Genomic DNA, 24,019 nt, shown 5'->3' with positions numbered 1-24,019 from the left:
CAATGATTTCCGCTGCCCAGCGCCGGGATGCGAATCAGTGTGCGGCGGCGTCCCAGCTGCGGCCGGTCCCGACCGAGACATCCAGCGGCACCGACAGCGAGATGGCCGAGGACATCTGTTCGCGCGCGAGCGCTTCCAGGGTCTCCCGCTCGCCGTCGGCAACCTCGAACACCAGCTCATCGTGAATCTGCAGCAGCATCCTCGATCGCAGTCCCGCATCCTGGACAGCCTTGTTCACGTTGATCATCGCGACCTTGATGATGTCGGCGGCGGTGCCCTGGATGGGGGCGTTGAGCGCCATACGTTCGGCGGCCTCGCGGCGCTGACGGTTGCTGGAGTCCAGGTCGGGCAGGTAGCGGCGGCGGCCGAAGAGGGTCTGGGTGTAGCCGACCTTGCGGGCCTGCTCGACGACCTCGTGGAGATAGTCGCGGATGCCACCGAAGCGGTCGAAGTAGACGTCCATCTGCTCCTTGGCTTCCTGCGTGCTGATCTTCAGCTGCGCGGACAGGCCGTAGGAGCTCAGGCCGTAGGCGAGGCCGTAGGACATCGCCTTGATCCGGCGACGCATCTCCGGATGCACCTCCGAGATCGGGATGTCGAAGGCCTTGGATGCGACGAAGGTGTGCAGATCCTCACCCGAATTGAAGGCTTCGATGAGGCCCTCGTCGGCGGAAAGGTGCGCCATGATGCGCATTTCGATCTGGCTGTAGTCCGCGGTCATCAGCTCCGCGTAGCCGGAGCCGACGACGAAGGTGTCGCGGATCTGGCGGCCGGTGTCGGTGCGGATCGGGATGTTCTGCAGGTTCGGCTCGGTGGAGGAGAGCCTGCCTGTCGCGGCGATGGTCTGGTTGAACGTGGTGTGGACGCGGCCGTCGTCGGCGACGGACTTGAGCAGGCCGTCTACGGTGACCTTGAGGCGGGTGGCGTCGCGGTGCTCGAGCAGGTGCTGCAGGAACGGGTGCTCGGTCTTCTCGAACAGTGATTCCAGCGCGTCGGCGTCGGTGGTGTAACCGGTCTTGGTGCGCTTGGTCTTCGGCATGTCGAGCTCGTCGAACAGCACCACCTGCAGTTGCTTCGGCGAGCCGAGGTTGATCTGCTTGCCGATCACCTCGTAGGCCGCGTTGGCCGCCTCGCTCACCTTGTCCGCGAATTGGCGCTGCAAAGTCTCCAACTGGTCGACATCGACGGCGATGCCCGCGTCCTCGAGAGTGGCGAGGACACCGAGCAGCGGCAGCTCCATATCCTCCAGCAGCGGAACGGATTCGATCTGCCGCAGTTCGGTGTCGAGCGCCGCCGCGAGGTCGGCAACCGCCCGCGCACGCAGCATTTCGGTCTGCGCGACCTCGGCGTCGACGCTGTCCTCGTCGTCGAGCAGTGACAGCTGTGGGGCCTCGTCGGTCTCGGCGCGCAACTCGCGACGCAGGTAGCGCAGTGAAAGGTCGTCGAGGTTGAAACTGCGCTGGCCGGGGCGCACGAGGTAGGCAGCGAGCGCGGTGTCGCTCGTCAGGCCCGCGAGTGTCCAGCCGCGCCCGCGCAGTGCGTGCATCGCGGACTTGGCCTCGTGCAGCGCCTTCGGCACGGCCGGGTCGGCAAGCCAGGCACCGAGCGCGGCGTCATCCTCGGGGGTCAGCACGGTGACGTCGATGTAGCCGCTCTCGCCGTCACCCGCCGCGATCGCGAGAGCGCGCACGTCCCCGCCGCCCGGGGTGCCCTGACCGACCACTGAAACACCATGCCGAACACCGGCTTTCGCGTGTTCCACGAGCCAGCCCGCGACCGCTCCTACTTCCAGGGCACCGCCGCTGATCTCGAAGCCCGCCTCGGCCTCCGGCGCCGGCGGCGCCAACGTCTCGAACAACCGGTCGCGCAGCACCCGGAATTCCAGATCGTCGAACAGCTGGTGGATCTTGTTGCGATCCCACGGCTGCTGAGCGAGCTGATCGGGGGTGTAGGGCAGCGGAACATCGCGAACCATCTCGGTGAGCTGACGGTTGAGCACCACGCTGCTCAGGTTGGCCCGCAGCGAGTCGCCGACCTTGCCCTTCACCTCGTCTACCTTGTCGACGAGGGTGGCCAGGTCACCGTATTCGCGGATCCACTTGGCCGCGGTCTTCTCCCCCACCCCGGGAATGCCGGGCAGGTTGTCGCTCGGGTCGCCGCGCAGGGCCGCGTAATCCGGGTACTGGGCGGGGGTGAGCTGGTATTTGGCCATCACCTCGTCGGGGGTGAACCTGGTCAGATCGGAGACACCCTTCCGCGGGTAGAGCACTGTGACATTGTCGTTGACCAGCTGGATCGCGTCGCGGTCACCGGAGACGATCAGCACTCGGAAGCCCTCGGCGACCGCCTGAGTGGTGAGTGTGGCGATCAGGTCGTCGGCCTCGAATCCGTCGATCGCCATCACCGGGATGCCCATCGCGCCGAGCACGTCCTTGGTCAGCTCGACCTGCCCGCGGAACTCGTCCGGGGTGGCACTTCGATTGGCCTTGTACTCCGGGTACGCCTCGGTACGGAAGGTTTTGCGTGATACATCGAACGCCGCGGCGATATGTGTCGGCTTCTCGTCGCGCAGCAAATTGATGAGCATCGCGGTGAAGCCGTACACGGCGTTCGTGGTCTGCCCGGTGACCGTCTTGAAGTTCTCCGCGGGCAGCGCGAAGAAGGCGCGATAGGCGACCGAATGCCCATCCAGCAACAGCAGAGTCGGCTGCGGACCGGCCGAATCGGTGTCGGCTGCAGAGACGGAGCTCGGTCGCTGATCAGTGGTCGCTGGGGTCACGGTGATGAGTCTAGGGAGGCCCACCGACATCTCACAGCGCGGCTCCCACGCGCCGCGGGCCACCGAGTGTTCCGTCCGATTTCCGCCGGACCTAGCCGCGGGTTCCGGCCACTATTTTCCCGTGACCCCAACAATGTCCGCCCTGCAGCGGTTCTTCGCGGCGGAAGCCGCCTACGTCAGCGCGGGCGGCGACTTCGCCGAAATGGCGGCCTGCCTGGCCACCGATGTCGTGATGTATCAGGCGGCCAACCTGCCCTACGGTGGCGAATGGCACGGTCCCGATGGCATCCGGCGGTTCATGGACGCGATGAAGGAAACCTGGCTGTCGCTGGAGTTCCTCGAGCAGCGATTCGTGGCGGACGGCGATGCCGTGGTGATCTACAACGTCGGCAAATTGCGGGCGCGCGCCACCGGCCGCGTGCTGAACACCTCGGTGATGCAGCTGATTACCTTCCGCGACGGGCTGATCAGCGAGATCCGCCCCTTCTACCTGGACACCGCGGCCGTGATGGCGGCGGTGGCCGATACCGCCGACGGCGAGTGAAACTCGAAACTCATGCCACCTTGGTCACCGTGGCATACCAGGTATTGCACTCCCAGGTGTCGCCCTTTTCCGAGCCCAACGTGAACCAGCCGAGTACGTTCTGATCGCTACCGTTGAGCGGTTGCTCGCCGGGGCGGTCGCCCGCGTCGCTGTTACTGTCCGCGGCCTCGTTCCAGGTCTGCTGATCGAGGTCGCCGCGGCCGTAGTTGGTGCCGAGGAACATGCCGGAGAAGCACGATGCCTGCAGCTCCATCCGCCTGCTCTGCTCCTGGCCCGACGCGGTATCCCAGCCGACGGCAGTGCGCTTATCGGTGTATGCCCGCATGACCCCGATCAAAGCCTGTACGTGGTGGCCGTATTCGTACGACAGCAGCGCCAGCTGCGCCCCACGCCGGGAACCGGCGGTCAACGGCCGCAGCGCGTCGAACGGCATGATGATCGTCTCGTCCGTCGCGCAGTAGAAGGCTTTTCCGGTGGCGAGCTGTTCCTCGGCGCAGGGTCCGCTGACCGCGGCGGACTTGGCGGGCGCGGTCACATGTGGTGAGTGGAACGGCAATCCGACGCTGCGCAGCGTGGAACCCCACGAGTCGTCGAGACAGCCGACGGCCCGCTGATAGAAGGCCCGCGCCGCTTCCGCATCGTCGCGCCACTGCGGAAGTTTGCAGTCAACTCGGCCGAGACCGCTGTGCTGAGCGAACAGCGGATGGTCGATCAGCGCGAAGACCGGACGGGCCGCCGTCAGTTGCGGCACCCCGGCCAGTGGAGCCGCCGCGATGGGCGGCGCGGCGTCACCGGCCGGTTCCTTCGTACCCGCCGTCGGCCCGGAAGGACCTGCGCCCACCGCGATGGCCGCCGCGGAAATGGTTGCCGTCGATCGCTTCTCACCCGCATCGGCGGCGCAGCCCGCGATCATCAGCGCACCGACGAGCACACCAGCGAACAACGCCGAGGTATCGCGCCGTCTACTGAATTGAGCCTTCATGATCCCCCCTGCACAGTTCGATCACACATCCATCGAACCCGACCCCGCCCCCACCCGCAACTCGGGTAGGGCGCACAGACCACCTCGCGGACGGTCAGAGTGTAGCCACCAGCTCCCGCAGCACCGGCAGGCTCACGGAGCCCGAACCGAGCACGACATCGTGGAAGACCTTGATATCGAAGCCGTCCCCGAGCCGCTCGGTGGCCTCGCGCCGCTGTCGGCGGATTTCGAGCTGGCCGACCTTGTAGGCGACGGCCTGACCGGGAATCGCGATGTAGCGATCGATTTCGACCTCGATCTCCGCGAGGCCGACGGGCGCGTTGGCCACCATGAAGTCGATGGCCTGCTGCCTGCTCCACCCCTTGGCATGGAGACCGGTATCGACGACCAAGCGGCACGAACGCCACGAATCGGCGGCCAGCATGCCGAGACGATCCACGTCGTCCGCGTACAAACCCATTTCGTCGGCGAGACGTTCGGTGTAGAGCGCCCAGCCCTCGACGAACGCGGTGTTGGCGAAGGACTGCCTTTGGAAACGCGGTAGCTGATCGAGCTCATTGGCGATGGTGAGCTGGAGGTGATGGCCGGGAATGGCCTCGTGATAGGCCACCGCCGCCGTCTCGTACCGGCTGCGGCCGTCGGGTTCGTGCTGGTTCACGAAATAGGTACCCGGCCGGGACCCGTCCGCGGCGGGTGGGAAGTAGTACGCCGCGGGTGAATCCGCGGCAAGGAAATCGGGAACCGGCACGATGTCGCACGACTGCTCGGGCAGCCGCCCGAACCAGTTCCCCATCTCGGCCGTCGCCGCACCCAATGCCCGCTGCGCGTCGGCCATGATCTCCGCGCCGTCGCCATAACGCAGCGCGGGATCCTCGCGCAGCCTGGCGAAGATCGCTTCGGTGTCCGCTGTGCCGAACAACCGCGTCCCGACCTCGGCGTATTCGCTACGCAGCAGCACCAATTCGGACAGCCCGAGTTCGTGGATCTCCTCCGCGCCGAGGTCGGGCAGCGTGGTGTGGCGAGCGAGCAAACGCCGGTAGATGTCCTCGCCGTCCGCGCCGAGCCAGCACAACCCGCTCTTGTCTTCGGGGCGGGCCACCGGCAGGAGTTCCTCGGCAAGGACGCCCCGATAGCGTTGGAAGGCAGGCCGAATCACCTCGCGCACCACCTCGGCGAGCTCGGCGCGCCACGCGGCTTCGCCTGCCCAATCGGGCGGGCCCGCGAAGGTCGCGAACGGATCGGTCGCGAGGTCGGAGGCGAGATACCCGTCGAGCTGGTTCAGCGACCGCTCGATAGTGACCCGCGCGGGCGAACGCCCCGCGGCCAGGCCCGCCCTGAACCGTTCGACCGCCTGGTCGAGCAGGGTTCCGAACTGTCGATAACGTCGCACCAGGGCAAGGGCCTGCTCCGGTCGCGGCGCGTTGATCTGCGCCGCGACCACGAGCATCCCGGCGTGGATGCCGTCCATCTGATCGGAGGCCATCTCGTGCGGCCGCCACTCCAGATTGTCTACCGCCGAGTCCAATTCGGTGCGCAACAGGCTCCTGGTGACCCTGTCCTGCCGGCTCAACCGGTCGGGGTCGATGGCGACCACCGCGGCGAGCAGCTCCCGCCACGTCGCGAGCAACCGTTGCTCCGCCTCGGGCGAGAGGTCCTCGACGCGGTCGTCGAAACGATGATCGCCGAGCAGCGTGGCCATGCTCGGCGCGGCCTCGAGCACGCTGTCCCAGTATCGGTCGGCCAGATCCGTCAGCTCGTCATGCCCATCCATGGCCGCCATCATGCCCGAGGCGGCCACCGATGGGCACGACTTCCCTACCCGACGCCCAGATAGGCCGACTTCACCGCCGGATCGGTGAGCAGGTCGCGACCGGAGCCGGATTTGGTCACCTCACCGGTCTCCAGGATGTACGCCCGATCGCTGCGAGCCAGCGCCTGCTGCGCGTTCTGCTCGACGAGCAGCACCGTGGTGCCCTGCTGATTGATCTCCGAGATGATCCGGAAGATCTGCTGAATAATCATGGGCGCCAACCCCATCGACGGTTCGTCCAACAGCAGCAGCCGTGGTCGCGCCATCAGCGCACGACCGATGGCCAGCATCTGCTGCTCGCCGCCGGAGAGCGTGCCGCCGACCTGCTTGCGCCGCTCGGCCAGCCGAGGGAACATGCCGAACACCCATTCCAGGGTGCTGTCGTACTCCGACTTCTGCTCGAACGGCCTTGCGTAGCAGCCCATGTCGAGGTTGTCCTGCACCGTCATACCGGGGAAAACCCCGCGACCTTCCGGTGCCTGGATCAACCCGTGCATGACCCGCTCGTGCGCTTTCATTTGGGTGATGTCGCGCCCCTCGAACAGGATACGGCCACGGGTCAGCGGCAGCAGCCCGGAAAGGGCTCGCATGGTTGTGGTCTTGCCCGCGCCGTTCGCACCGAGCAGTGTCACCAGTTCGCCGTGTGCCACCTGTAGCGAAATCCCGTGCAGCGCCTGGATTCTGCCGTAGTTGACAACCATATCGGTGACTTCGAGCAGAGGGCCCTCTGCTGGATTCGGGCTCTCGGATTGCTTACGTGATGCCATCGCCGTCCTTACCCGTCCGTCCCGTGTGTGTCCGCTGTTGCCGCTGATTCGGTGCCGTCGTCGGGCACACCGAGATAGGCGTTGATCACATCCGGGTTCTCGCGAATATCTGCGGGCATCCCGTCGGCGATCTTGCGGCCGAATTCCAGTACCACGATCCGGTCGGTGACGCCCATCACCAGTCGCATGTCGTGCTCGATCAGCAGCACGGTGAACCCGTCGTCGCGGATCTTGCGGATCAGATCCATCAGCGCGGACTTCTCGCTGGGATTGAATCCGGCGGCGGGCTCGTCGAGGCAGAGCAGCTTCGGCTCGGTGGCCAGCGCACGCGCGATCTCCAGCCTGCGCTGGTCGCCGTAGGACAGATTGCGCGCCTTCTCCACCGCCCGCGGTGCGATACCGACGAATTCGAGCAGTGCCATGCCGCGTTCGATGGCCTCGTGTTCCTCACGGCGATGTCGTGCCGTGCGCAGGATGGCACCTGGCACCGAGGTCTTGTGCCTGGCGTCGGTGCCGACCACCACGTTCTCCAGCGCGGTCATCTCGGCGAAGAGCCGAATGTTCTGGAAGGTACGCGCGATCCCGAGCCGGGTGATGGCATTGCGCTTGGTCTTCGTCAGCGGCTTGCCATCGAAATAGACCACGCCCGACGACGGCCGGTACACACCGGTAATCGCGTTGAAGCAGGTGGTCTTTCCCGCGCCGTTGGGTCCGATCAGCCCGAGGATCTCGCCGCGGCGAATCTCGAAGCTCACCTGGTCCAATGCGGTAAGGCCGCCGAACTTGACCGTCAGGCCGTCGGTGCGCAGCAGCGCTTCGCCCACCGGCGTCTCGATCTCGCGACTGCCCGCGACCACCTCCGCGACCGCGTCGGCGTCCGCGAGTTCCGGCAGCACCGCCGTCACATCGACGACGCCCGCACTCGGCTCCGCTTCCGGTTCGGCGACATAGCCCGCCGCGATGTCTTCATTGTCGAATAGGGCGCCACCCGCGCCAGGCCCGGTCATGCCCGTTCCCCGATCGCCTCGTTGCCGAACGGTTTGCGCACGGCTCGATATACCTGCCGCCCGTAGGCGAGCAACTTCTGCCGCACCGGGAACAACCCCTGCGGCTTGAAGATCATCAACACGATGAGCGTGATGCCGAAGAACAGGTACTTGAAGTCGCCGAGCGACTGCGCCCCCTGCTCATGGAATTTCAACACGTTCCCGAGGACGATCAACATCCCGATCACCACGACAATCGCGCCCCCGATATAGCCGAGGCGCGCAGGCCGCTCCAGATCATGTGCCCAGCGCTTCCACCCCAGCACCAACCCGACGATGCCTGCGATAGCAAGGCCGAGCAGCACATAGCCGACGACGGTCTGACCCACCAACTGCACCGAAAGCAGCCGGTTGGGTAGGTACACGATGATGAACGCGCCGACGATGACGCCGAGCTTGTTGCCCTGGCCACCGATGACGACCGCGCACAGGAACAGCATCGAGTTGATGATGTTGAACCCGGCGGGATTCACGAACTGCACCTGGCCCGCGTACAGGGCACCGGACAACCCGCCGACCGCGGCGCCGATCATGAACGCCCACAGCTTGAACTTGAAAGTCGGCACGCCCATGATCTCGGCGGCGTCCTCGTCCTCACGGATCGCGACCCAGGCCCGCCCGACTCTGCTGCGCTCCAGATTTCCGACGATCAGCAGCACGAAGATGACGAGCACCATGCCGACCCAGAACCACCAGATGCCGGAGTTGGCCTTCGCGAAGATGTTCGAGGCCTCGGAGTCGCCGACGTTGCCCGCGGAGAACACACCGTTGGGGCGCTCCGCGGATTCACCGACGCGCGGGTAGGCGATGCCGGACAGGCCGAGGCTGCCGTTGGTCAGGTCGCCGAGATTGTCGGCGAGCAACCGGACGATCTCACCGAAGCCGAGCGTGACGATCGCCAAGTAGTCACCGCGCAACCGCAGTGTCGGCGAACCGAGAATCAGGCCGGACATCGCGGTGACCGCCGCCGCGAGCGGCAGGCAGGCCAACCAGGCCCAGTCCTCACTGAGCCAACCACCGTCGGTCTGGTTCCACGGACTGTTGGGGCTGGTCAGCAGACCGACCGTGTACGCGCCGACGGCGTAGAAGCCGACGTAGCCGAGATCGAGCAAACCCGCCTGTCCGACAACGACATTCAGGCCGATGGCGAGCAGCGCGTACATCGCGAACTGCGCCATCACGCCACCGAAGCTGGTACCGGGGGTATCCAGGAACGGCGGCGGATACAGCGGCAGCAGCGCGAGCAGAATAATTGCCGGCACACCGACCGCCCACTGCGCAGGCCGGGACAGCCCTGCCCACCAGGCCCGCAGCGCGTCTCCGACGCCATGCTTGGTCGTCTCGTCCTGGCCGTGCTCCGGCGGACGCGGAGTCTTTACCGTGTCGGTCATGCGCGCGCCTTTCCGAGGCTCTCACCGAGAATGCCGGTCGGGCGAATCATGAGCACCAGAACCAGGACAACGAACGCGACTACGTCACGCCATTCGGTACCGAAAAGTATCTGCCCGTAGTTCTCCGCGAGCCCGAGCAGCAACCCGCCGAGCAACGCGCCGCGCAGATTACCGATGCCGCCGAGCACCGCGGCGCTGAACGCCTTGATACCGAGGATGAAACCGCCCGAGTAGATGATCCCGTTCGGGATCTTCAGTGCGTACAGCAGCGCGGCCGCACCGGCGAGCACGCCGCCGATGAGGAAGGTCAGCATGATGATCCGCTCCCGCGAGACACCCATGAGGGTCGCGGTATCGGGGTCCTGGGCCACGGCCCTGATGCCACGCCCGAACTTGGTCCTGTTGATCAGCACCTCGGTGGCGACGGCCAGGATGATCGCGGCGACGATGATCACGATGGTCACATTGGTGACATCGGCACCGCCGAAGCTGAACTGTTTGGTCGGCTCGACCAGCATGATCGGCTTCTGTGCGTTGGTGCCGCCCAGTTTCGGCCAGACCTTCGGCACCACGAAGTGCATGATCTCCTGGATCACGAAAGATGCGCCGATGGCGGTGATCAGAAAGATCAGCGGTTTGGCTCCGCGCTTGCGCAGCGGCCGATAGGCCACCCGCTCCAATCCCACTGCCGCGGCGCCGGATACGGCCATGCCGAAGATCATCGCGAGCGCGAGATAGGTGATGGTGAGAACGATGCCTTGGGAGTAGACATCACCGCTCGGCGAAAACCCGAGCAGCATAAGCCCGACATACTGGCCGAACAGGCCGAGCATGAATATCTCGGAATGGGCGAAATTGATCAGCCGGAGAACACCGTAGACAAGGGTGTAGCCCACGGCGACGAGTGCGTAGATAGCACCATAGGACAATCCGTCGACGGTCAGTCGCCAGAAATCATCGATCACTCCCTGGTAGTTGAAGTCGATCGATCCGCCGGCTAGTTGTACAGCGCCGGCCAATGCTGTTGAAGTCATTCGAAATTCGCCCTCATTCGAAATTCGCACTCACGAAACAGCAGCACGTAGGGGATTCGCGCGAACCCCATACGTGCTGCGCGTTTCGTTGCGTGGGTTACTTGACCGTGTAGATCCAGATCAGTGCGTTGGACAGTTCACCGTTCGGGTTCCACTTGTACTGGCGCGCCAGGCCGGCACCATTATAGGAGCGCACGTACTCGAGCAGATCGGGGCGAGTCACCTTGCCGGTATCGATTCCCTTGGTCAGGATCGTGGCCAGGTCGTAGGCCTCGACCGAGTAGACGCCGGCCGCCTGCCCGTTGAGTGCCTCGTAATCCTTCGCGAACTTTTCCGGAGCCGGACCACACGGGCAGGTCAGCGTCGCGCCCTTGGCCGAGCTGCCCGCCTGCGAAAGGAACTGCGGATCGTTCACACCGTCGGGGCCGACGAAGACCGCCTTGACGCCGCCGGACTTCAACTGCTGTGCCAACGGGGCACCCTCGGCGTAGTAGCCCGAGTAGAAGATCGCGTCCGCATTGGCGCCCGCGATCTTGGTGACGGTGGCGGAGAAGTCCTTGTCACCGGTCTTGATGCTGGCCGCACAGCTCGGATCGGCCGCGGCGCCGAGGCCCTCGGTGATGCTCTTGGCCAGGCCGGTGCCGTAGTCGCTGTTGTCCTGAACGACGCAGACCTTCTTGTAGCCCGCGGTGCCGGTCAGGTACTTGGCGACCGAAGGGCCCTGAACATCGTCGTTGGCCAGGCCGCGGAAGAAGGTGTTCCAGCCGTTCTGGGTCAGCGTGGCATTAGTGGCCGAGGAGGTCACCGAGACCAGGCCCGCGTCACTGAGTATCTTGCCCGTCGCCTTGGTCTCACCGGAGAAACCGGGACCGACCAGGCCGATGATCGACTTGTCGTTGACGATCTGCGGGATCACCTGGGTGGCCTTCTGCGGGTCACCCTCGGTGTCGAACTGCTTGAGCTCGATCTTGCAGCCCGCGTTCGCCTTGTTGTGCTGATCGAGCGCCAGCTTCACGCCATCGACGATATTGATGCCGAGAGCCGCGTTCGGGCCGGTCAGCGCGCCCGCGAAGGCGATCGTCGTGCCTGCCGGACAGGTTGCCTTACCGTCGCCCGCGGGGTCGGCGGCCTTGGCCGGGTCGGTCGTCGGGACCTGCTTACCGTCGATGTCCACCTGCGCGACCGGCTGGATGGACAGGCTCCCTGCACCGTTCGTGCCGGACGAACCCGTTTCGTTGGTCGATTTGTCGCTGCACCCCGTCAGCACGAGTGCTGCCGCGGCACCGACAACCAATACACCTCGCGTCGAACGACTGCGCCATATCGAACTAAGCACGTCTCACCTCATACGTTCTGTGCTCCCCCGGCAATCCGAGGAGGCCAACCACGTCGGCCCGGTCAGAACATAGCGTCGCCACGTTAGATCCGCATCACATTCGCGTCATGCGAACGACATTGTTTCGAATTCTTCTTCACGAATGTGTTTCAACGAAGTAAATTTTCCGGCCGCGACCGGCCAAGGACCTCATACGGTCACTTCGGGGCCAGGTTCTCCAGCACCACCTCGGCTACCGCTTTCATGGTAGTCCGGCGGTCCATCGCGGTTCGCTGAATCCACTTGAAGGCCTGCGGCTCCGACAGTCCCTGTGTCTGCATGAGCACACCCTTGGCGCGTTCGACGAGCTTGCGCGTCGCCAGCCGATCGGAAAGATTGGCGACTTCGTTCTCCAGCGCGGTGATCTCATGGAAGCGACTCGCCGCCAATTCGATGGCAGGCACCAGATCGGATTTCGTGAACGGCTTTACCAAGTACGCCATGGCGCCTGCGTCACGTGCCCGCTCGACCAGATCGCGCTGACTGAATGCGGTCAAAATCACCACCGGCGCAACACGTTTCGACGCAATCTCGGCGGCGGCGTCGATACCGTCGCGGCGCGGCATCTTCACATCCATGATGACCAGATCCGGCCGATGCTCCACAGCGAGATCGACGGCCTGCTGGCCGTCACCCGCTTCACCGACAACCAGGTAGCCCTCTTCGGTCAGCATCTCTACCAGATCCATACGGATAAGCGCCTCGTCCTCCGCGACGACGACTCGCTTCGCCCCGGCGTCGCGCTTCGTGCCGGCGCCCCCTGCTGTACTGCTCATAGGTAGACCCCTCTGGTTCCGATGCCTGTCCCGACACGCCGAAGGGTGGCCGAGGCCCATGTGCCGGCCCATCGGCCACCGCTGCGCTGTCGAGTGATGTAGAGAGTACCTTTCACTTCGGCATGGAACCCATATACCCAGCGCAAACCGCCCGACCGCGCCGCAGAGGGGAACCCATTGGCGTTGCGCGCCACCCACCCGCTATGCTTTGCCACCGGTGCGCCGATTTGGCGGAACTGGCAGACGCGACGGTCTCAAAAACCGTTGTCCGAAAGGACGTGTGGGTTCGAGTCCCACAATCGGCACCAAACAAGCAGGCGGCCTGTGCTCATCGCGAGCACGGGCCGTTTCCCTTCCGAACTCACACCGTGGGACGGCGCGGCTCGTCGTCGAACCGATCAGCCGCTCATGGCGCGTTTCCGCGTAAGGTGAGCAGTACCCACCTGGTTTTGCGGAGGTCCCGGCATGCGGGTGAACAGAACTACAGTCGATCTGTCCGGGTATCCGGACTTGGTAGTCGTCTACCTGGGCATGCGTGTGCGTCGGCCGCGCGGGATCCTGCGCCTGCTCGGGCTCGGGCCGAAGCTCTATCGGTCGCACAAGGATCAGCCCGATGGGCTTTTGCTGCACGAGGACGTGATCTGGGCGCTTTTTCCGCCGCACTGGGGGGCACGGCAGTACTGGCGGGACCTCGACAGCCTGGAGCAGTGGACGCGGTCGGCGCCACACCGCGATTGGTGGCAGAAGTTTCTGCGTGACTCGGGCGGCACCGGGTTCTGGCACGAGGCCTACTTCATGCGGGGCGGGATCGACGCGATGTACGACGATATGAATGCCTCGAATGGGCTCACGCGCTTCGCGCCCGTCGTGGCATCGCGCGGGCGAATGTTCTCGACCCGAGGACGCGTACACGACGAGCCCGCGAAAGTGGAACCGGTGGTCGGCGAATCCGCTTACTACGGAACCGAATCCGACTGAGGATTTCCCAGCCGCCCGTCTGCCCACCATGACCTCGGCTTCCCAGAGCTGACGATATCGGTCGGCGACATCATGATTGAATTCATCGCATCGGGTAGCTACACGGGTACGCCCAGAACTCGATGACGGGCCGACTACGGGTCGGCAACGCCCTTTCGAGCAACTGCCGAATACGAGGGCGTACTTCGTGTACGCCATGCAACGCGCAGATGAATATATGCTCGGGGCGGTGTGATTCGGGGCTGCACCGCTTCTGAACCGTTACCTGCGGTCTTACCGTATTCCCATGCACGTCCTGTTCGTTTGCAACGGCAATGTTTGCCGTTCGGTGATCGCCGAGCGGCTCACCCGCGCCCTCGCTGCCGAACACCGCCTCGCGGGCCTCACCGCGGAAAGCGCTGGTACACGCGCGCTGGTCGGCTTTCCCGTGGAACCGCTCGCGGCGCAAATCATTTCGGGTCTCGGCGCCGACCCCGGCGACTTCCGCGCGCGCCGCCTCGAGCCCAAGATGATCGACCGCGCCGATCTGGTGCTCACCATGACCGAGCAGCTACGCGATCAGGCCGCGCAGATCGGCTTCGGTGCGGGACCGCGCACCTTCACCCTGCTCGAGGCGCACCGGATAGCCAAGGTGACCGGTGCGCGCAGCATTGCCGATCTGCACGGGGCCCGCCACAATCTTTCACTGGTCGGTCGCGAGAACATCGCCGACCCGATCGGCCTGTCCGAGGCCGCCTTCTGCGAGGTCGGCGACCGGATCGCCGAGGCACTGGTGCCGCTGCTGCTCACGCTGGCGCCGCACGAGCAGAGCAAGCCCCAGGAGGACCAGCGCCCCGGCCTTGTGGTCGCGCCCGGGGCAGCTCCCGCACCGCTCGCGGCATTCCTGGCGGCGCACCGGATCCCGTGACACCGGGGTGCCGGAGACAACGGGTCGATGTGAATTCGACCCTGGCTGTGTCCATCGTGTGTACCGAGGGTTTAAACTCGCCGCGAACAACATCCGTTGATGGTTCGACACACGACAGGAATCAGGCATGCCGAAACGCATTTCGGATGTTTCGCTCCATGTTTATGTGACACCGGAAACCCTCGAGCACGTCGTCGACACGGTGCGCGCCGTAGTGGACGACCACCTTCAGGAACGTGAGGTGTTCGCGTGGCGCTTCACGCTGCCGGTCGACGCCGACACACCGGATCACATGATGCTCCAAACCCAGTGGCGCCTGGATCATCCCGGCCAGGAACCGGGCGAGCGCCGCACCTATGAGATCGCACTGAGCCTGGTCGGCGCCGCGCGAGATCTCACAGCACCGGGCCTGGCCGCCCTGGAGCGCAGGCTGATGCTGGAAACCTCGTGCGGCCGCACCGAACCCGCCATTCCGCGTACCATCCGGGTACAGCGCCGCGAGAGCTTCGACTTCGAGACCGAGCGCGAGTCGCTCTAGCTCATGCGCGCGACGGGAAGTGGCGGATCAGGCCTTCCTGTACGACGGTGGCGAGCAATTCGCCGGTCCGCGAAAAGAACCTGCCCGTCGCAAGGCCACGGGAGCCGGCGGCGACCGGGGATTCCGTGGCGTACAGCGCCCACTCGTCGAAGCGGAACGGGCGGTGGAACCAGATCGAATGGTTGACCGTCGCCGCGATGATCCTGTCAAGGCCCCAGGAAAGGCCGTGCGTGGTGATGATCGAGTCGAGCACCGTTGTGTCCGACGAATAACCAAGCGTCGCAACGTGAAGCAATGGATCGTCGGGCAACCTGCCGTCGGTGCGCATCCATACCCGGTTGTGATTGAGCCGCTCGCCGGTGCCCTTCATGATCCAGGCCGGGTCGTTGGTGTAGCGCATATCGATGGGGTGCGGGGCCTTGATGAACATTTCGAGCTTGTCTTCCAAGCCCTCGAAGCTCTCCTCCACCCTCGGCAACGTCTCCGGATCGGGAACGACCGGCTGGGTGGCGGAGTGCTCGAGGCCCTTGCCCCAATCCTGGAACGCGGCCAGCATGACGAACAGCTCCTGGCCGTCCTGACTCGCGGTCACCGTGCGGTTGGCGAACGAGCGCCCGTCGCGGTGGCGGTCGACCCGGTATTCGATCGGCTTCTTCACATCGCCGCCGCGCACGAAATGCGCGTTCACCGCGTGCACCGGACGGTCGCCGACCGTCCGGCCCGCCGCCATGATCGCCTGCGATACGAGCTGCCCACCGAAAGTGCGGCTCCACACCTTCTCCGGATGCTGACCGACGAAGACATCCTCGTCGACCTGCTCCAGATCCAGCAGTTCGAGCAGCACCCGCAGATCAGCCCCCTCCGCCGACGTCGAACCGACGCCGACGGCACCACCTAGGGAAACTCCCACTCTAATGATCCTCCTCGCCGATGCGATGCACGTGAATCAGGTTGGTGGATCCGACGGTACCGGGCGGGGAGCCCGCGACGATTACCACCAGGTCACCTTTCTGATATCGCTCCATCGACAGCAGTGCTACATCGACCTGATGAATCATCGCGTCGGTGGTGTCGACCATCGGCACGATGAAGGTCTCGGTGCCCCAGGTCATCGACAGCTGGCTGCGCACCTCCGGCAGCGGAGTGAACGCAAGCAGCGGCAGCGGGGTATGCAGCCGGGCCAGACGGCGCACCGTGTCACCGGACTGGGTGAACGCGACGAGCGCCTTGGCGTTGAGCCGCTCGCCGATATCGCGGGCCGCGTAGGAGATGACACCGCGCTTGGTGCGCGGCACGTGGGTCAGCGGTGGCACCCGTGTCGATTCGGTCTCCACCGCGTGCACGATGCGCGCCATGGTGCGCACCGTCTCGATCGGGTAGGCGCCGACCGAGGTCTCACCCGACAGCATCACCGCGTCGGCGCCGTCGAGCACCGCGTTCGCCACATCGGAGGCCTCGGCCCGTGTCGGGCGCGAGTTCTCGATCATCGACTCCAGCATCTGGGTCGCGACGATGACAGGTTTCGCGTTCTCCCTCGCCATCTGGATGGCCCGCTTCTGCACGAGCGGCACCTGCTCGAGCGGCAACTCGACACCGAGGTCACCGCGGGCGACCATGACCGCGTCGAAGGCGAGCACGATGGCCTCGAGGTTGTCGATGGCCTCCGGCTTCTCCAGCTTGCCGATCACCGGCACGCGGCGGCCGACCCGGTCCATGATGTCGTGCACGAGCTCCACGTCCGAGGGCGAGCGCACGAACGACAACGCGATGAAATCCACGCCGAGCTTCAGTGCGAACTCGAGATCCTCGATGTCCTTTTCCGACAGCGCGGGCACGGAGACGTCCATGCCCGGCAGCGAAACGCCCTTGTTGTTGCTGACCGGTCCGCCCTCGGTCACCCGGCAGATGACGTCGTTGCCATCGACGCCGGTGACAGTCAGCCCGAGCTTGCCGTCGTCGACGAGCAACCGGTCACCCGGTTTGGCGTCATTGGCAAGTTCCTTGTAGGTGGTCGAAACACGGTCGTGGGTGCCGACGATGTCGTCGACGGTGATGCGGATCTCTTCACCCGTCGCCCACACCGTGCGGTCCTCGATGAACCGGCCGAGCCGGATCTTCGGGCCCTGCAGATCAGCGAGAATGCCGACCGCACGACCGAGGTGGTCGGAAGCGGCCCGCACTTTCTTGTAGTTCTCGGCGTGATCGGCGTGTTCGCCGTGGCTGAAATTCAACCGCGCCACATCCATGCCGCTCTCGACGAGTTCTCGAATACGTTCCTCGGTGGCAGTGGCCGGGCCGAGGGTGCACACAATCTTCGTCCGTCGCATCACGGGTAGAGCCTAGTCCCGCCAGGTGTACTGGTCTTGTCGTGGCCTAGGTGAAACCTCGGTGAAAAATTTGCACACAACATTGGGGGAACATACGAACGCGCGGTCATCGCGCGACGTGACGGCTCAGCCGCGTTTCCAGCCGGGTCTGCCCGAAACCGAGGATCAGGCAGATGATCCAGTAGTAGATCGCCGCGACGCCGTAGAGCGCGAAGAAATCGAAGGTCGGAGCGGCCGCGATCTGAGCGGTCCGCAGCAACTCGGTCACCAGAATGGTCGAGGCGAGCGAGGTGTCCTTCACCAACGAAATCAACGTGTTCGACAACGGCGGCACCGCGATCCGAGAGGCCTGCGGCAGGATGATCATTCGCATCATCGTCGGATACGACAGGCCCAGCGCCTGCGAGGCCTCCCATTGTCCGTCGGCGACGCTGAGAATCGACGCGCGCACTACCTCCGCCGCGTAACCGCCGACATTGAGACTGAAGGCGATCACCGCCGCGGGAAACGGGTCGAGCACGATTCCGAACTGCGGCAGCGCGTAGAACACGATGAACAGCTGCACCAGCAGCGGTGTACCCCGAATGATCGAAATATAGAACCGGGCCGCAGCCTGGACCGGCCACAACGGCGACATCCGTGCCAGAGCCACGAACAGCGCGATAGCCAACCCGATGACGAAACTGATGGTCGTCAACGGAATGGTTTTGCTGATCGTGGCCTGCAACATCGGCCACAGGTTGTGCCAGATGAGTTCCCGCGTAGCGGCATCCATGGCGGTAGCCGCTACTTGCTGACGTCGGTGCCGAAGTACTTCTCGGAGATCTGGGCAAGCTTGCCCTCGGCACGTAATTGATCGAGCGCCTTGTTCGCGTCATCGATCAGCGGGTCGCCCTTACGGGCGGCGAGGGCCTGCAGGCTGCTCTTGCCGACCTTGCCGGAGACCTTCACGCTGGTGTCGCCGGTCTTCTTGGTGTACTCGGCGACCGCGAGGGTGTCGTTGACAACGGCGTCGACGCGCCCGTTCTTCAGCAGCTGGATGGCCTGCACGAAGCCTTCTACGCCTTCGACTTTCGCGCCCGCGTCCGTCGCGACCTTGGCCCAGGTGGTGGTGACCGCCTCGGCGCAGGTCTTGCCGTTCAGATCGGCGAGCGTGGTGATGGCGTTGTTGTCGGTACGCGTGACGATCACACCCTCGGAGACGGTGTAGGGCTGCGACAGCGCGTACTTGACCTTGCGCTCGTCGTTGATCGTCACCTGGTTGGCGATCAGATCGAAGCGCTTGGACTCGAGACCAGCGAAGATCGCGTCCCACGGGGTCTGCACGAACTCGATCTTCTTGCCGAGCTTTTCGGCGACGGCCTCGATCACGTCGATGTCGTAACCGGTGAGCTTGCCATCGGAGCCCTGGTAACTGAACGGGGAGTAGGTACCTTCGGTGCCGACCTTGATCACGTTCGGGTCGTCACTGCCGCACGCGGAAAGCGCAGTGGCGGTGACGATGGCGAGCATGGCGGCGGCGAACAACTTGCGACGCACGAAATACCTCTCTTAGGTGCGTGGGGTACCCACACACGAAACACAGATCTGCCCACGATACGGGCGGACCGTTTCGTGGAACAGTATCGCTATCTTGGTGATCGGTATGGTTTTACTACCCGAAATACAGATCAGGCCGCCGCACCGATGAGGTGCGGCGGCCTGATGCGATGAAAAAACGAGCGAATTCAGTCGCGCAGTGGACGGCCGTCGCTGTCGGGCACCTTGCCGACCAGCATCATGATGCCGTCGACCAGCGGCCAGATGGCGCCGATGCCACAGGTCAGCCAGGTGACCGCGATCTGCGCGATGGCGATGCCGGTGTAGCCGGTGTAGAACCGGCCGACACCGAACGAGCCGAGGAAGATCTGCAGCAGGCCCGCGATCAGCTTCTGCTTGTCGGACAAGGGCACACCGAACGGGTCACGCCCGTAGGGCGCCTCCGGATCGTTCGGGTTGTACCCCTGCGGCTGCTGGTACGGCGCGGGTGGGAAACCCCCCGGCTGCCCATAGCCGCCCGGCTGCTGCTGGGCGTACGGATCGGCGGGCTGGCCATACTGCTGCTGTGCGTAAGGATCGGCCTGCGGGTACTGCGGCTGGCTCGGGAATTGCGGCTGGCTCGGGTACTGCGGCTGGCTCGGGAATTGCGGCTGGCTCGGGTACTGCGGCTGGCTCGGGTACTGCGGCTGGCCGGGCTCGGACGACTTGTTCAGGTCCGGCCCCGTACCGGGCGGGCCGTACTGCGGTCCTGGGTTGTAAGGGTCGGTCACTAAATGTCCTCCTCATTCGTGGCGGGCACCCTGTACTGGCTCCCGGCCTTGCGATCTGCCGAGCGGGCGATACCGCGACGATCACGAGACATTCTTGCCGCATCGACATCGTTTGTCGCCCTGGCTGTGCAGTCCAGCGACCGATGTCGCTCGTCTCGTACTAATCGCGGGCGGTGCCTCAGACGTTGCCTGTCTCGCGGAACTGTGGGCTACTTCTTCTTGGGTGCGGAGGCTTTCTCGGGAGAAGTGCCCGCCGTCGACCCTGTGGGCTGCGCTGAGTCGGTGGACTGATCCAGCGCGGTGGGTTCGTCCGACTCGACGGACTTCGCGGCGTCGCTGGTCTTCGCGGGATCGGCGGACTCCTCCGCCTCGGTAGGCTCCTCGAGCTCCGCGGCCTTGTCCAGCCCGGCGGACTTCTCCGTGTCGGCGGCCGTGGTCGCCCCTGCGGCTCCGTCGGTGTCGCCGTCCGGGGCAGCGTCGCTGTCCGAGGCTGTGTGCGCGGTGTCCGCGCCGGCCGGCTCGGCTGCTGCCGCACGCAGGGCTGCGATCTGCCAGGGCCATGGACGAGATTTGGTGCTCGGTTGCAATTGCTCCGCGGTCTCGCGGCCCTTCGTCGCGAAGACGAAATAGGCGACCGCACCCAGGAAGACCAGCGCCGAAGTGAACGAGTTGATCCGGATGCCCGCGATCTTGGTTGCCTCGTCGTCGCGCATCAGCTCAACCACGAAGCGGCCGACACAGTAGCCCGCGACATAAGCCGCGAAGAGCCTGCCATGACCGATTCGATAGCGCTTGTCGATTTGGACGAGTAGCACCACGATCAGCAGGTTCCACAGCAGTTCGTAGAGGAACGTGGGGTGCACGACCTTGTCGACGACGCCGGTGGAGACGCCGTTCATCGGGTCGAGCCTGCCGGCGTCGTCGAAGCGCAGATAGATCTCCAGACCCCACGGCAGGTCGGTCTCGCGCCCGTAGAGTTCCTGGTTGAAGTAGTTGCCGAGGCGGCCGATCGCTTGCGCGAGCAGGATCGGAGGCGCGATCGCATCACCCAAGGCCGGCAACGGGATTCGGTACACCCGGCAGCCGATCCAGGCACCGACACCACCGAGGAACACCGCACCCCAGATGCCGAGGCCACCCTGATAGATCTTCAGCGCGTCGATCGGATGGCCGTCGGCGCCGAAGTACTTCTGCCAGTCGGTGGCTACGTGGTAGAGCCTGCCGCCGACGAGGCCGAAGGGCACCGCGAACATCGCGACGTCCAGGATCGCGCCGGGCTGACCGCCACGTTCGCGCCAGCGCCGCTCGCCCCACCAGATGGCCACGACGATGCCGAGGATGATGCACAGGGCGTACGCCCGTAGTGGGAACGGCCCGATCTGCCACACACCCTGTGCGGGGCTGGGAATGTAGGCCAGCACATCAGCGGTGACGGCACCATTGCTCAGGACGCTGTCCGCGAGGACTCGTAATGTCACGGGGCCAACCGTAGCGGAGCGTTGCGACGGGGTTCAGTGCGGTGCTACGAAGATACGGTGGCGGACCGAACGCCCTCGGCCAGTTCCTCGGTGAGTGCGCGCACCGCGGCAAGTCCCTCGGCAGCGGCGCTAACCAGCGCCGAGCCCACGATGACACCGTCTGCGTAGGAAGCGATTTCGGCCGCCTGCGCGCCCGAACGCACGCCGAGTCCGACACCGATCGGGATATCGGAGTGGGTGCGAATCCGGGCGCACAGTGCGGGCGCCGCGGAGGACACCGCGTCGCGTGCGCCGGTGACGCCCATGGTCGATGCCGCGTAGATGAACCCTCGGCTGGCCTCCAGGGTCTTCACCAGTCGCTCCTCGGTGGAGGACGGCGCGACGAGGAAGATTCGATCCAGGTCGTGTGCGGCCGAGGCGATGAACCAGTCGTCGGCCTCCTCCGGGATCAGGTTCGGGGTGATGATGCCGGTACCGCCCGCCGCGGCCAGATCGCGCGCGAACTTGTCGACGCCGTACTGCATCACCGGGTTCCAGTAGCTCATCACGACGGCCTTACCGCCTGCCGTGGTGATCGCCTCGACCACCGAGAAGACGTCGCGCACCCGGACGCCGCCGCGCAGCGCCTGCTCGGCTGCCGCCTGGATGGTCGGTCCGTCCATCACCGGATCGGAGTAGGCGACGCCGACTTCGACAATGTCGCAACCGGATTCGACCATCGCGCGGACGATCTCGATGGAGCCCGCCAAGTCGGGAAAGCCCGCGGGCAGGTAGCCGACCAGCGCGGCACGGTTCTCGGCGCGGCACGCGGCGAAGGTGTTGGCGAGGCGGGACTGCTGACTCATTTATCGGTCTCCTTGTCGGCGTCAGCCTCGTCGAAGAGCCCGAACCACTTCGCTGCGGTGTCCATGTCCTTGTCACCACGACCGGACAGATTCACCAGGATGATCGCGCCCTTGCCCAGTTCCTTGCCCAGGTGCAGCGCACCGGCCACCGCGTGCGCGGACTCGATCGCCGGAATGATGCCCTCGCAGCGACTGAGCAGCAGCAGCGCGTCCATCGCCTCGACGTCGGTGATCGGCCGGTACTCGGCGCGCCCGATGTCCTTGAGGTAGGCGTGCTCCGGGCCGACGCCCGGGTAGTCCAAACCTGCCGAGATGGAGTGCGATTCGATGGTCTGGCCGTCCTCGTCCTGCAGCAGGTACGAGTAGGCGCCTTGGAAGGCGCCCGGCGTGCCGCCGGCGAAAGTTGCCGCGTGCCTTCCGGTGTCGACGCCGTCACCGGCCGCCTCGAAGCCGACAAGCCGAACACCCGCGTCGTCGAGGAACGGGTGGAAGATGCCGATCGCGTTCGAGCCGCCGCCGACGCAGGCGACGACCGCGTCGGGCAGCCGTCCCGTCGAGGACTGCACCTGGGCGCGGGCCTCCAGGCCGACGACGCGTTGGAAGTCGCGCACCATCACCGGAAAGGGGTGCGGGCCCGCCGCGGTGCCGAAGCAGTAGTAGGTGTCGTCCGCGTTGGAGACCCAGTCGCGTAGCGCCTCGTTGATGGCGTCCTTGAGTGTCTGCGAGCCGGTGCGCACCGACACCACTTCGGAGCCGAGCAGCCGCATGCGGGCCACGTTCAGCGCCTGCCGTGCGGTGTCGACGGCGCCCATGTAGATGACGCATTCCAGGCCGAGCAGCGCGCACGCGGTGGCCGTGGCGACGCCGTGCTGGCCTGCCCCGGTCTCCGCGATGACCCTGGTCTTGCCCATGCGCTTGGCGAGCAGCGCCTGACCGAGCACGTTGTTGATCTTGTGCGAGCCGGTGTGGTTCAGGTCCTCGCGCTTGAGCAGGATGCGGGCGCCGCCGGCGTGCTCGGCGAGCCGGGTGCACTCGAACACCGGAGAAGGACGGCCGGTGTAGTCGCGCTGCAACCGGTCGAGCTCGTCCAGGAACGAGGGGTCCAGCCTGCCCTTCTCGTACTCGGCGGTGACCTCCTCGATCACCGCCATCAGCGCCTCGGGGACATGCCTGCCGCCGTAGACGCCGAAGTGGCCGCCGAGATCGGGCTCATGGGTGCTTTTGTGGGCGACGCCCGCACTGGCCTCCGGTAATGCCGCCACTACGGTCACCGACCCCGTCGCGCAGGCTTCGGACAGGATGGGTGGGTGCCCGCGGTCACCAGTTCGGAAACAGCGGCACGAGGATCGCCACTGGTCACCAGGCCCTCACCGACGAGCACGGCGTCCGCGCCGGCACCGGCGTAGGCCAGCAGGTCGGCGGTGCCGCGGATACCGGACTCCGCGATCCGGATGACCTCGGTGGGCAGACCGGGCGCGATGCGTGCGAACACGTCCCGATCCACCTCGAGTGTCTTGAGGTTGCGTGCGTTGACACCGATCACCGAAGCACCGGCCTCGAGTGCGCGGTCGGCCTCTTCCTCGGTGTGCACCTCGACAAGCGCGGTCATGCCGAGCGATTCGGTGCGGTCGATGAGCGAGGAAAGCACATCCTGCGGCAGCGCCGCCACGATCAGCAGAATGACGTCGGCGCCGTGCGCGCGGGCCTCGTGGATCTGGTACGGCCCGACAACGAAGTCCTTGCGCAGAATCGGAATGCTCACCGTGGCGCGGACCGCGTCGAGGTCGTCGAGCGAACCGTGGAAACGGCGCTGCTCGGTCAGCACGCTGATGATGCGCGCACCGCCGTCCTCGTAGGACTTGGCCAGGTTGGCAGGGTCCGGGATGTCGGCGAGCTCCCCCTTGGACGGGCTGGCCCGCTTGACCTCGGCGATAACGCCGATGCCGTCCTCGAGGAGTGCGGCGCGGGCGTCGAGCGGCGAGGTCGCCGCCGCCGCCGCTGCCTTGATTGCCTGAAAATCCAGGAGGGCTTCCCGAGCGGCGACATCCGCGCGGACCCCGTCGAGAATCGAGTCGAGTACCGTCATCTGGCTCGAATCCTTTCTGGGGAGACGCAACTTGCTGCCTGAGAATC

Annotated in this window: 22 protein-coding genes and 1 tRNA gene; 5 read left to right on the top strand and 18 right to left on the bottom strand. The window is 65.5% G+C overall.

Annotated elements, in window-relative coordinates; all coding sequences use genetic code 11:
• Positions 1-34 precede the first annotated feature (34 nt).
• Complete coding sequence (gene polA / locus ACLMAJ_RS11325; protein ID WP_412013541.1) at positions 35-2,779, bottom strand: DNA polymerase I; 2,745 nt, start codon at positions 2,777-2,779, stop codon at positions 35-37.
• 121 nt (positions 2,780-2,900) lie between these two features.
• Between polA and ACLMAJ_RS11320 the strand changes: the two genes are divergently transcribed.
• Positions 2,901-3,323, top strand: coding sequence for a nuclear transport factor 2 family protein (locus ACLMAJ_RS11320; RefSeq protein WP_412013540.1), 423 nt, complete (start codon positions 2,901-2,903; stop codon positions 3,321-3,323).
• A 10-nt stretch (positions 3,324-3,333) separates the two neighbouring features.
• Here ACLMAJ_RS11320 and ACLMAJ_RS11315 read toward each other — a convergent pair whose 3' ends face one another.
• From ACLMAJ_RS11315 to ACLMAJ_RS11280, 8 genes are all read right to left on the bottom strand, one after another.
• On the bottom strand, positions 3,334-4,305 hold the full coding sequence (locus ACLMAJ_RS11315; protein WP_412013539.1) for a neutral zinc metallopeptidase: 972 nt from the start codon (positions 4,303-4,305) through the stop codon (positions 3,334-3,336).
• Between the two features lie 94 nt (positions 4,306-4,399).
• Positions 4,400-6,076, bottom strand: a complete 1,677-nt coding sequence (locus ACLMAJ_RS11310) for a DUF885 domain-containing protein (protein ID WP_412013538.1) — start codon at positions 6,074-6,076, stop codon at positions 4,400-4,402.
• A 44-nt stretch (positions 6,077-6,120) separates the two neighbouring features.
• The gene (locus ACLMAJ_RS11305) at positions 6,121-6,882 is read right to left on the bottom strand and encodes an ABC transporter ATP-binding protein (RefSeq protein WP_412013537.1); all 762 of its coding nucleotides are present in this window, start codon (positions 6,880-6,882) and stop codon (positions 6,121-6,123) included.
• An 8-nt stretch (positions 6,883-6,890) separates the two neighbouring features.
• Positions 6,891-7,889, bottom strand: a complete 999-nt coding sequence (locus tag ACLMAJ_RS11300) for an ABC transporter ATP-binding protein (RefSeq protein ID WP_412013536.1) — start codon at positions 7,887-7,889, stop codon at positions 6,891-6,893.
• Entirely contained in the window at positions 7,886-9,319 is a 1,434-nt protein-coding gene (locus ACLMAJ_RS11295) for a branched-chain amino acid ABC transporter permease (protein ID WP_412013535.1), read from the bottom strand. The genes ACLMAJ_RS11300 and ACLMAJ_RS11295 overlap by 4 nt, the downstream gene beginning before the upstream one ends.
• A complete protein-coding gene (locus ACLMAJ_RS11290; protein WP_412013534.1) occupies positions 9,316-10,353 on the bottom strand; it encodes a branched-chain amino acid ABC transporter permease in 1,038 nt (345 codons plus the stop codon). Before ACLMAJ_RS11290 ends, ACLMAJ_RS11295 begins: the two co-directional genes overlap by 4 nt.
• Positions 10,354-10,450: 97 nt before the next feature.
• Positions 10,451-11,647 (bottom strand): branched-chain amino acid ABC transporter substrate-binding protein, encoded by a 1,197-nt coding sequence (locus ACLMAJ_RS11285; RefSeq protein WP_412013533.1) that lies wholly within the window; start codon positions 11,645-11,647, stop codon positions 10,451-10,453.
• A 239-nt stretch (positions 11,648-11,886) separates the two neighbouring features.
• Positions 11,887-12,504, bottom strand: coding sequence for an ANTAR domain-containing response regulator (locus ACLMAJ_RS11280; protein WP_412013532.1), 618 nt, complete (start codon positions 12,502-12,504; stop codon positions 11,887-11,889).
• Positions 12,505-12,725: 221 nt separating this feature from the next.
• On the opposite strand from ACLMAJ_RS11280, the gene ACLMAJ_RS11275 reads away from it, so the two are divergent.
• The 4 genes from ACLMAJ_RS11275 to ACLMAJ_RS11260 all read left to right on the top strand — a co-directional run bounded on the left by ACLMAJ_RS11275 (position 12,726) and on the right by ACLMAJ_RS11260 (position 14,927).
• Positions 12,726-12,812: transfer RNA gene (locus tag ACLMAJ_RS11275), tRNA-Leu, on the top strand.
• Positions 12,813-12,969: 157 nt separating this feature from the next.
• Positions 12,970-13,482 carry a monooxygenase family protein gene (locus tag ACLMAJ_RS11270; RefSeq protein WP_412013531.1) on the top strand — a complete coding sequence of 171 codons (513 nt, stop codon included), beginning with the start codon at positions 12,970-12,972 and terminating at the stop codon, positions 13,480-13,482.
• 286 nt (positions 13,483-13,768) lie between these two features.
• On the top strand, positions 13,769-14,389 hold the full coding sequence (locus ACLMAJ_RS11265; protein ID WP_412013530.1) for an arsenate reductase/protein-tyrosine-phosphatase family protein: 621 nt from the start codon (positions 13,769-13,771) through the stop codon (positions 14,387-14,389).
• A gap of 127 nt (positions 14,390-14,516) precedes the next feature.
• A complete protein-coding gene (locus tag ACLMAJ_RS11260; protein WP_412013529.1) occupies positions 14,517-14,927 on the top strand; it encodes a hypothetical protein in 411 nt (136 codons plus the stop codon).
• 1 nt (position 14,928) lies between these two features.
• Here the strand turns inward: ACLMAJ_RS11260 and ACLMAJ_RS11255 are convergent, their stop codons facing one another.
• The 9 genes from ACLMAJ_RS11255 to trpC all read right to left on the bottom strand — a co-directional run bounded on the left by ACLMAJ_RS11255 (position 14,929) and on the right by trpC (position 23,972).
• On the bottom strand, positions 14,929-15,837 hold the full coding sequence (locus tag ACLMAJ_RS11255) for an acyl-CoA thioesterase (protein WP_412013528.1): 909 nt from the start codon (positions 15,835-15,837) through the stop codon (positions 14,929-14,931).
• A gap of 1 nt (position 15,838) precedes the next feature.
• Positions 15,839-17,257, bottom strand: a complete 1,419-nt coding sequence (pyk, locus tag ACLMAJ_RS11250; RefSeq protein WP_412013527.1) for a pyruvate kinase — start codon at positions 17,255-17,257, stop codon at positions 15,839-15,841.
• A 103-nt stretch (positions 17,258-17,360) separates the two neighbouring features.
• Positions 17,361-18,029, bottom strand: a complete 669-nt coding sequence (locus ACLMAJ_RS11245; protein ID WP_412013526.1) for an amino acid ABC transporter permease — start codon at positions 18,027-18,029, stop codon at positions 17,361-17,363.
• 11 nt (positions 18,030-18,040) lie between these two features.
• Positions 18,041-18,793 carry a transporter substrate-binding domain-containing protein gene (locus tag ACLMAJ_RS11240; RefSeq protein WP_412013525.1) on the bottom strand — a complete coding sequence of 251 codons (753 nt, stop codon included), beginning with the start codon at positions 18,791-18,793 and terminating at the stop codon, positions 18,041-18,043.
• Positions 18,794-18,981: 188 nt separating this feature from the next.
• Positions 18,982-19,563: a TM2 domain-containing protein gene (locus ACLMAJ_RS11235; RefSeq protein ID WP_412013524.1), complete on the bottom strand. Its 582-nt coding sequence runs from the start codon at positions 19,561-19,563 to the stop codon at positions 18,982-18,984.
• Between the two features lie 209 nt (positions 19,564-19,772).
• The gene (gene lgt, locus ACLMAJ_RS11230) at positions 19,773-20,984 is read right to left on the bottom strand and encodes a prolipoprotein diacylglyceryl transferase (RefSeq protein ID WP_412013680.1); all 1,212 of its coding nucleotides are present in this window, start codon (positions 20,982-20,984) and stop codon (positions 19,773-19,775) included.
• 101 nt (positions 20,985-21,085) lie between these two features.
• Positions 21,086-21,886 carry a tryptophan synthase subunit alpha gene (gene trpA / locus ACLMAJ_RS11225; protein WP_412013523.1) on the bottom strand — a complete coding sequence of 267 codons (801 nt, stop codon included), beginning with the start codon at positions 21,884-21,886 and terminating at the stop codon, positions 21,086-21,088.
• Positions 21,883-23,157, bottom strand: a complete 1,275-nt coding sequence (gene trpB / locus ACLMAJ_RS11220; protein ID WP_412013522.1) for a tryptophan synthase subunit beta — start codon at positions 23,155-23,157, stop codon at positions 21,883-21,885. The genes trpA and trpB overlap by 4 nt, the downstream gene beginning before the upstream one ends.
• The gene (gene trpC / locus ACLMAJ_RS11215) at positions 23,154-23,972 is read right to left on the bottom strand and encodes an indole-3-glycerol phosphate synthase TrpC (RefSeq protein ID WP_412013521.1); all 819 of its coding nucleotides are present in this window, start codon (positions 23,970-23,972) and stop codon (positions 23,154-23,156) included. The genes trpB and trpC overlap by 4 nt, the downstream gene beginning before the upstream one ends.
• Between the last annotated feature and the right edge of the window lie 47 nt (positions 23,973-24,019).

The organism is Nocardia arseniciresistens (genome assembly GCF_046764875.1).
Classification (GTDB): domain Bacteria; phylum Actinomycetota; class Actinomycetes; order Mycobacteriales; family Mycobacteriaceae; genus Nocardia; species Nocardia arseniciresistens.
The sequence above is the reverse complement of the archived record's forward strand: the minus strand, read 5'-3'. Positions and strand labels throughout refer to the sequence as shown.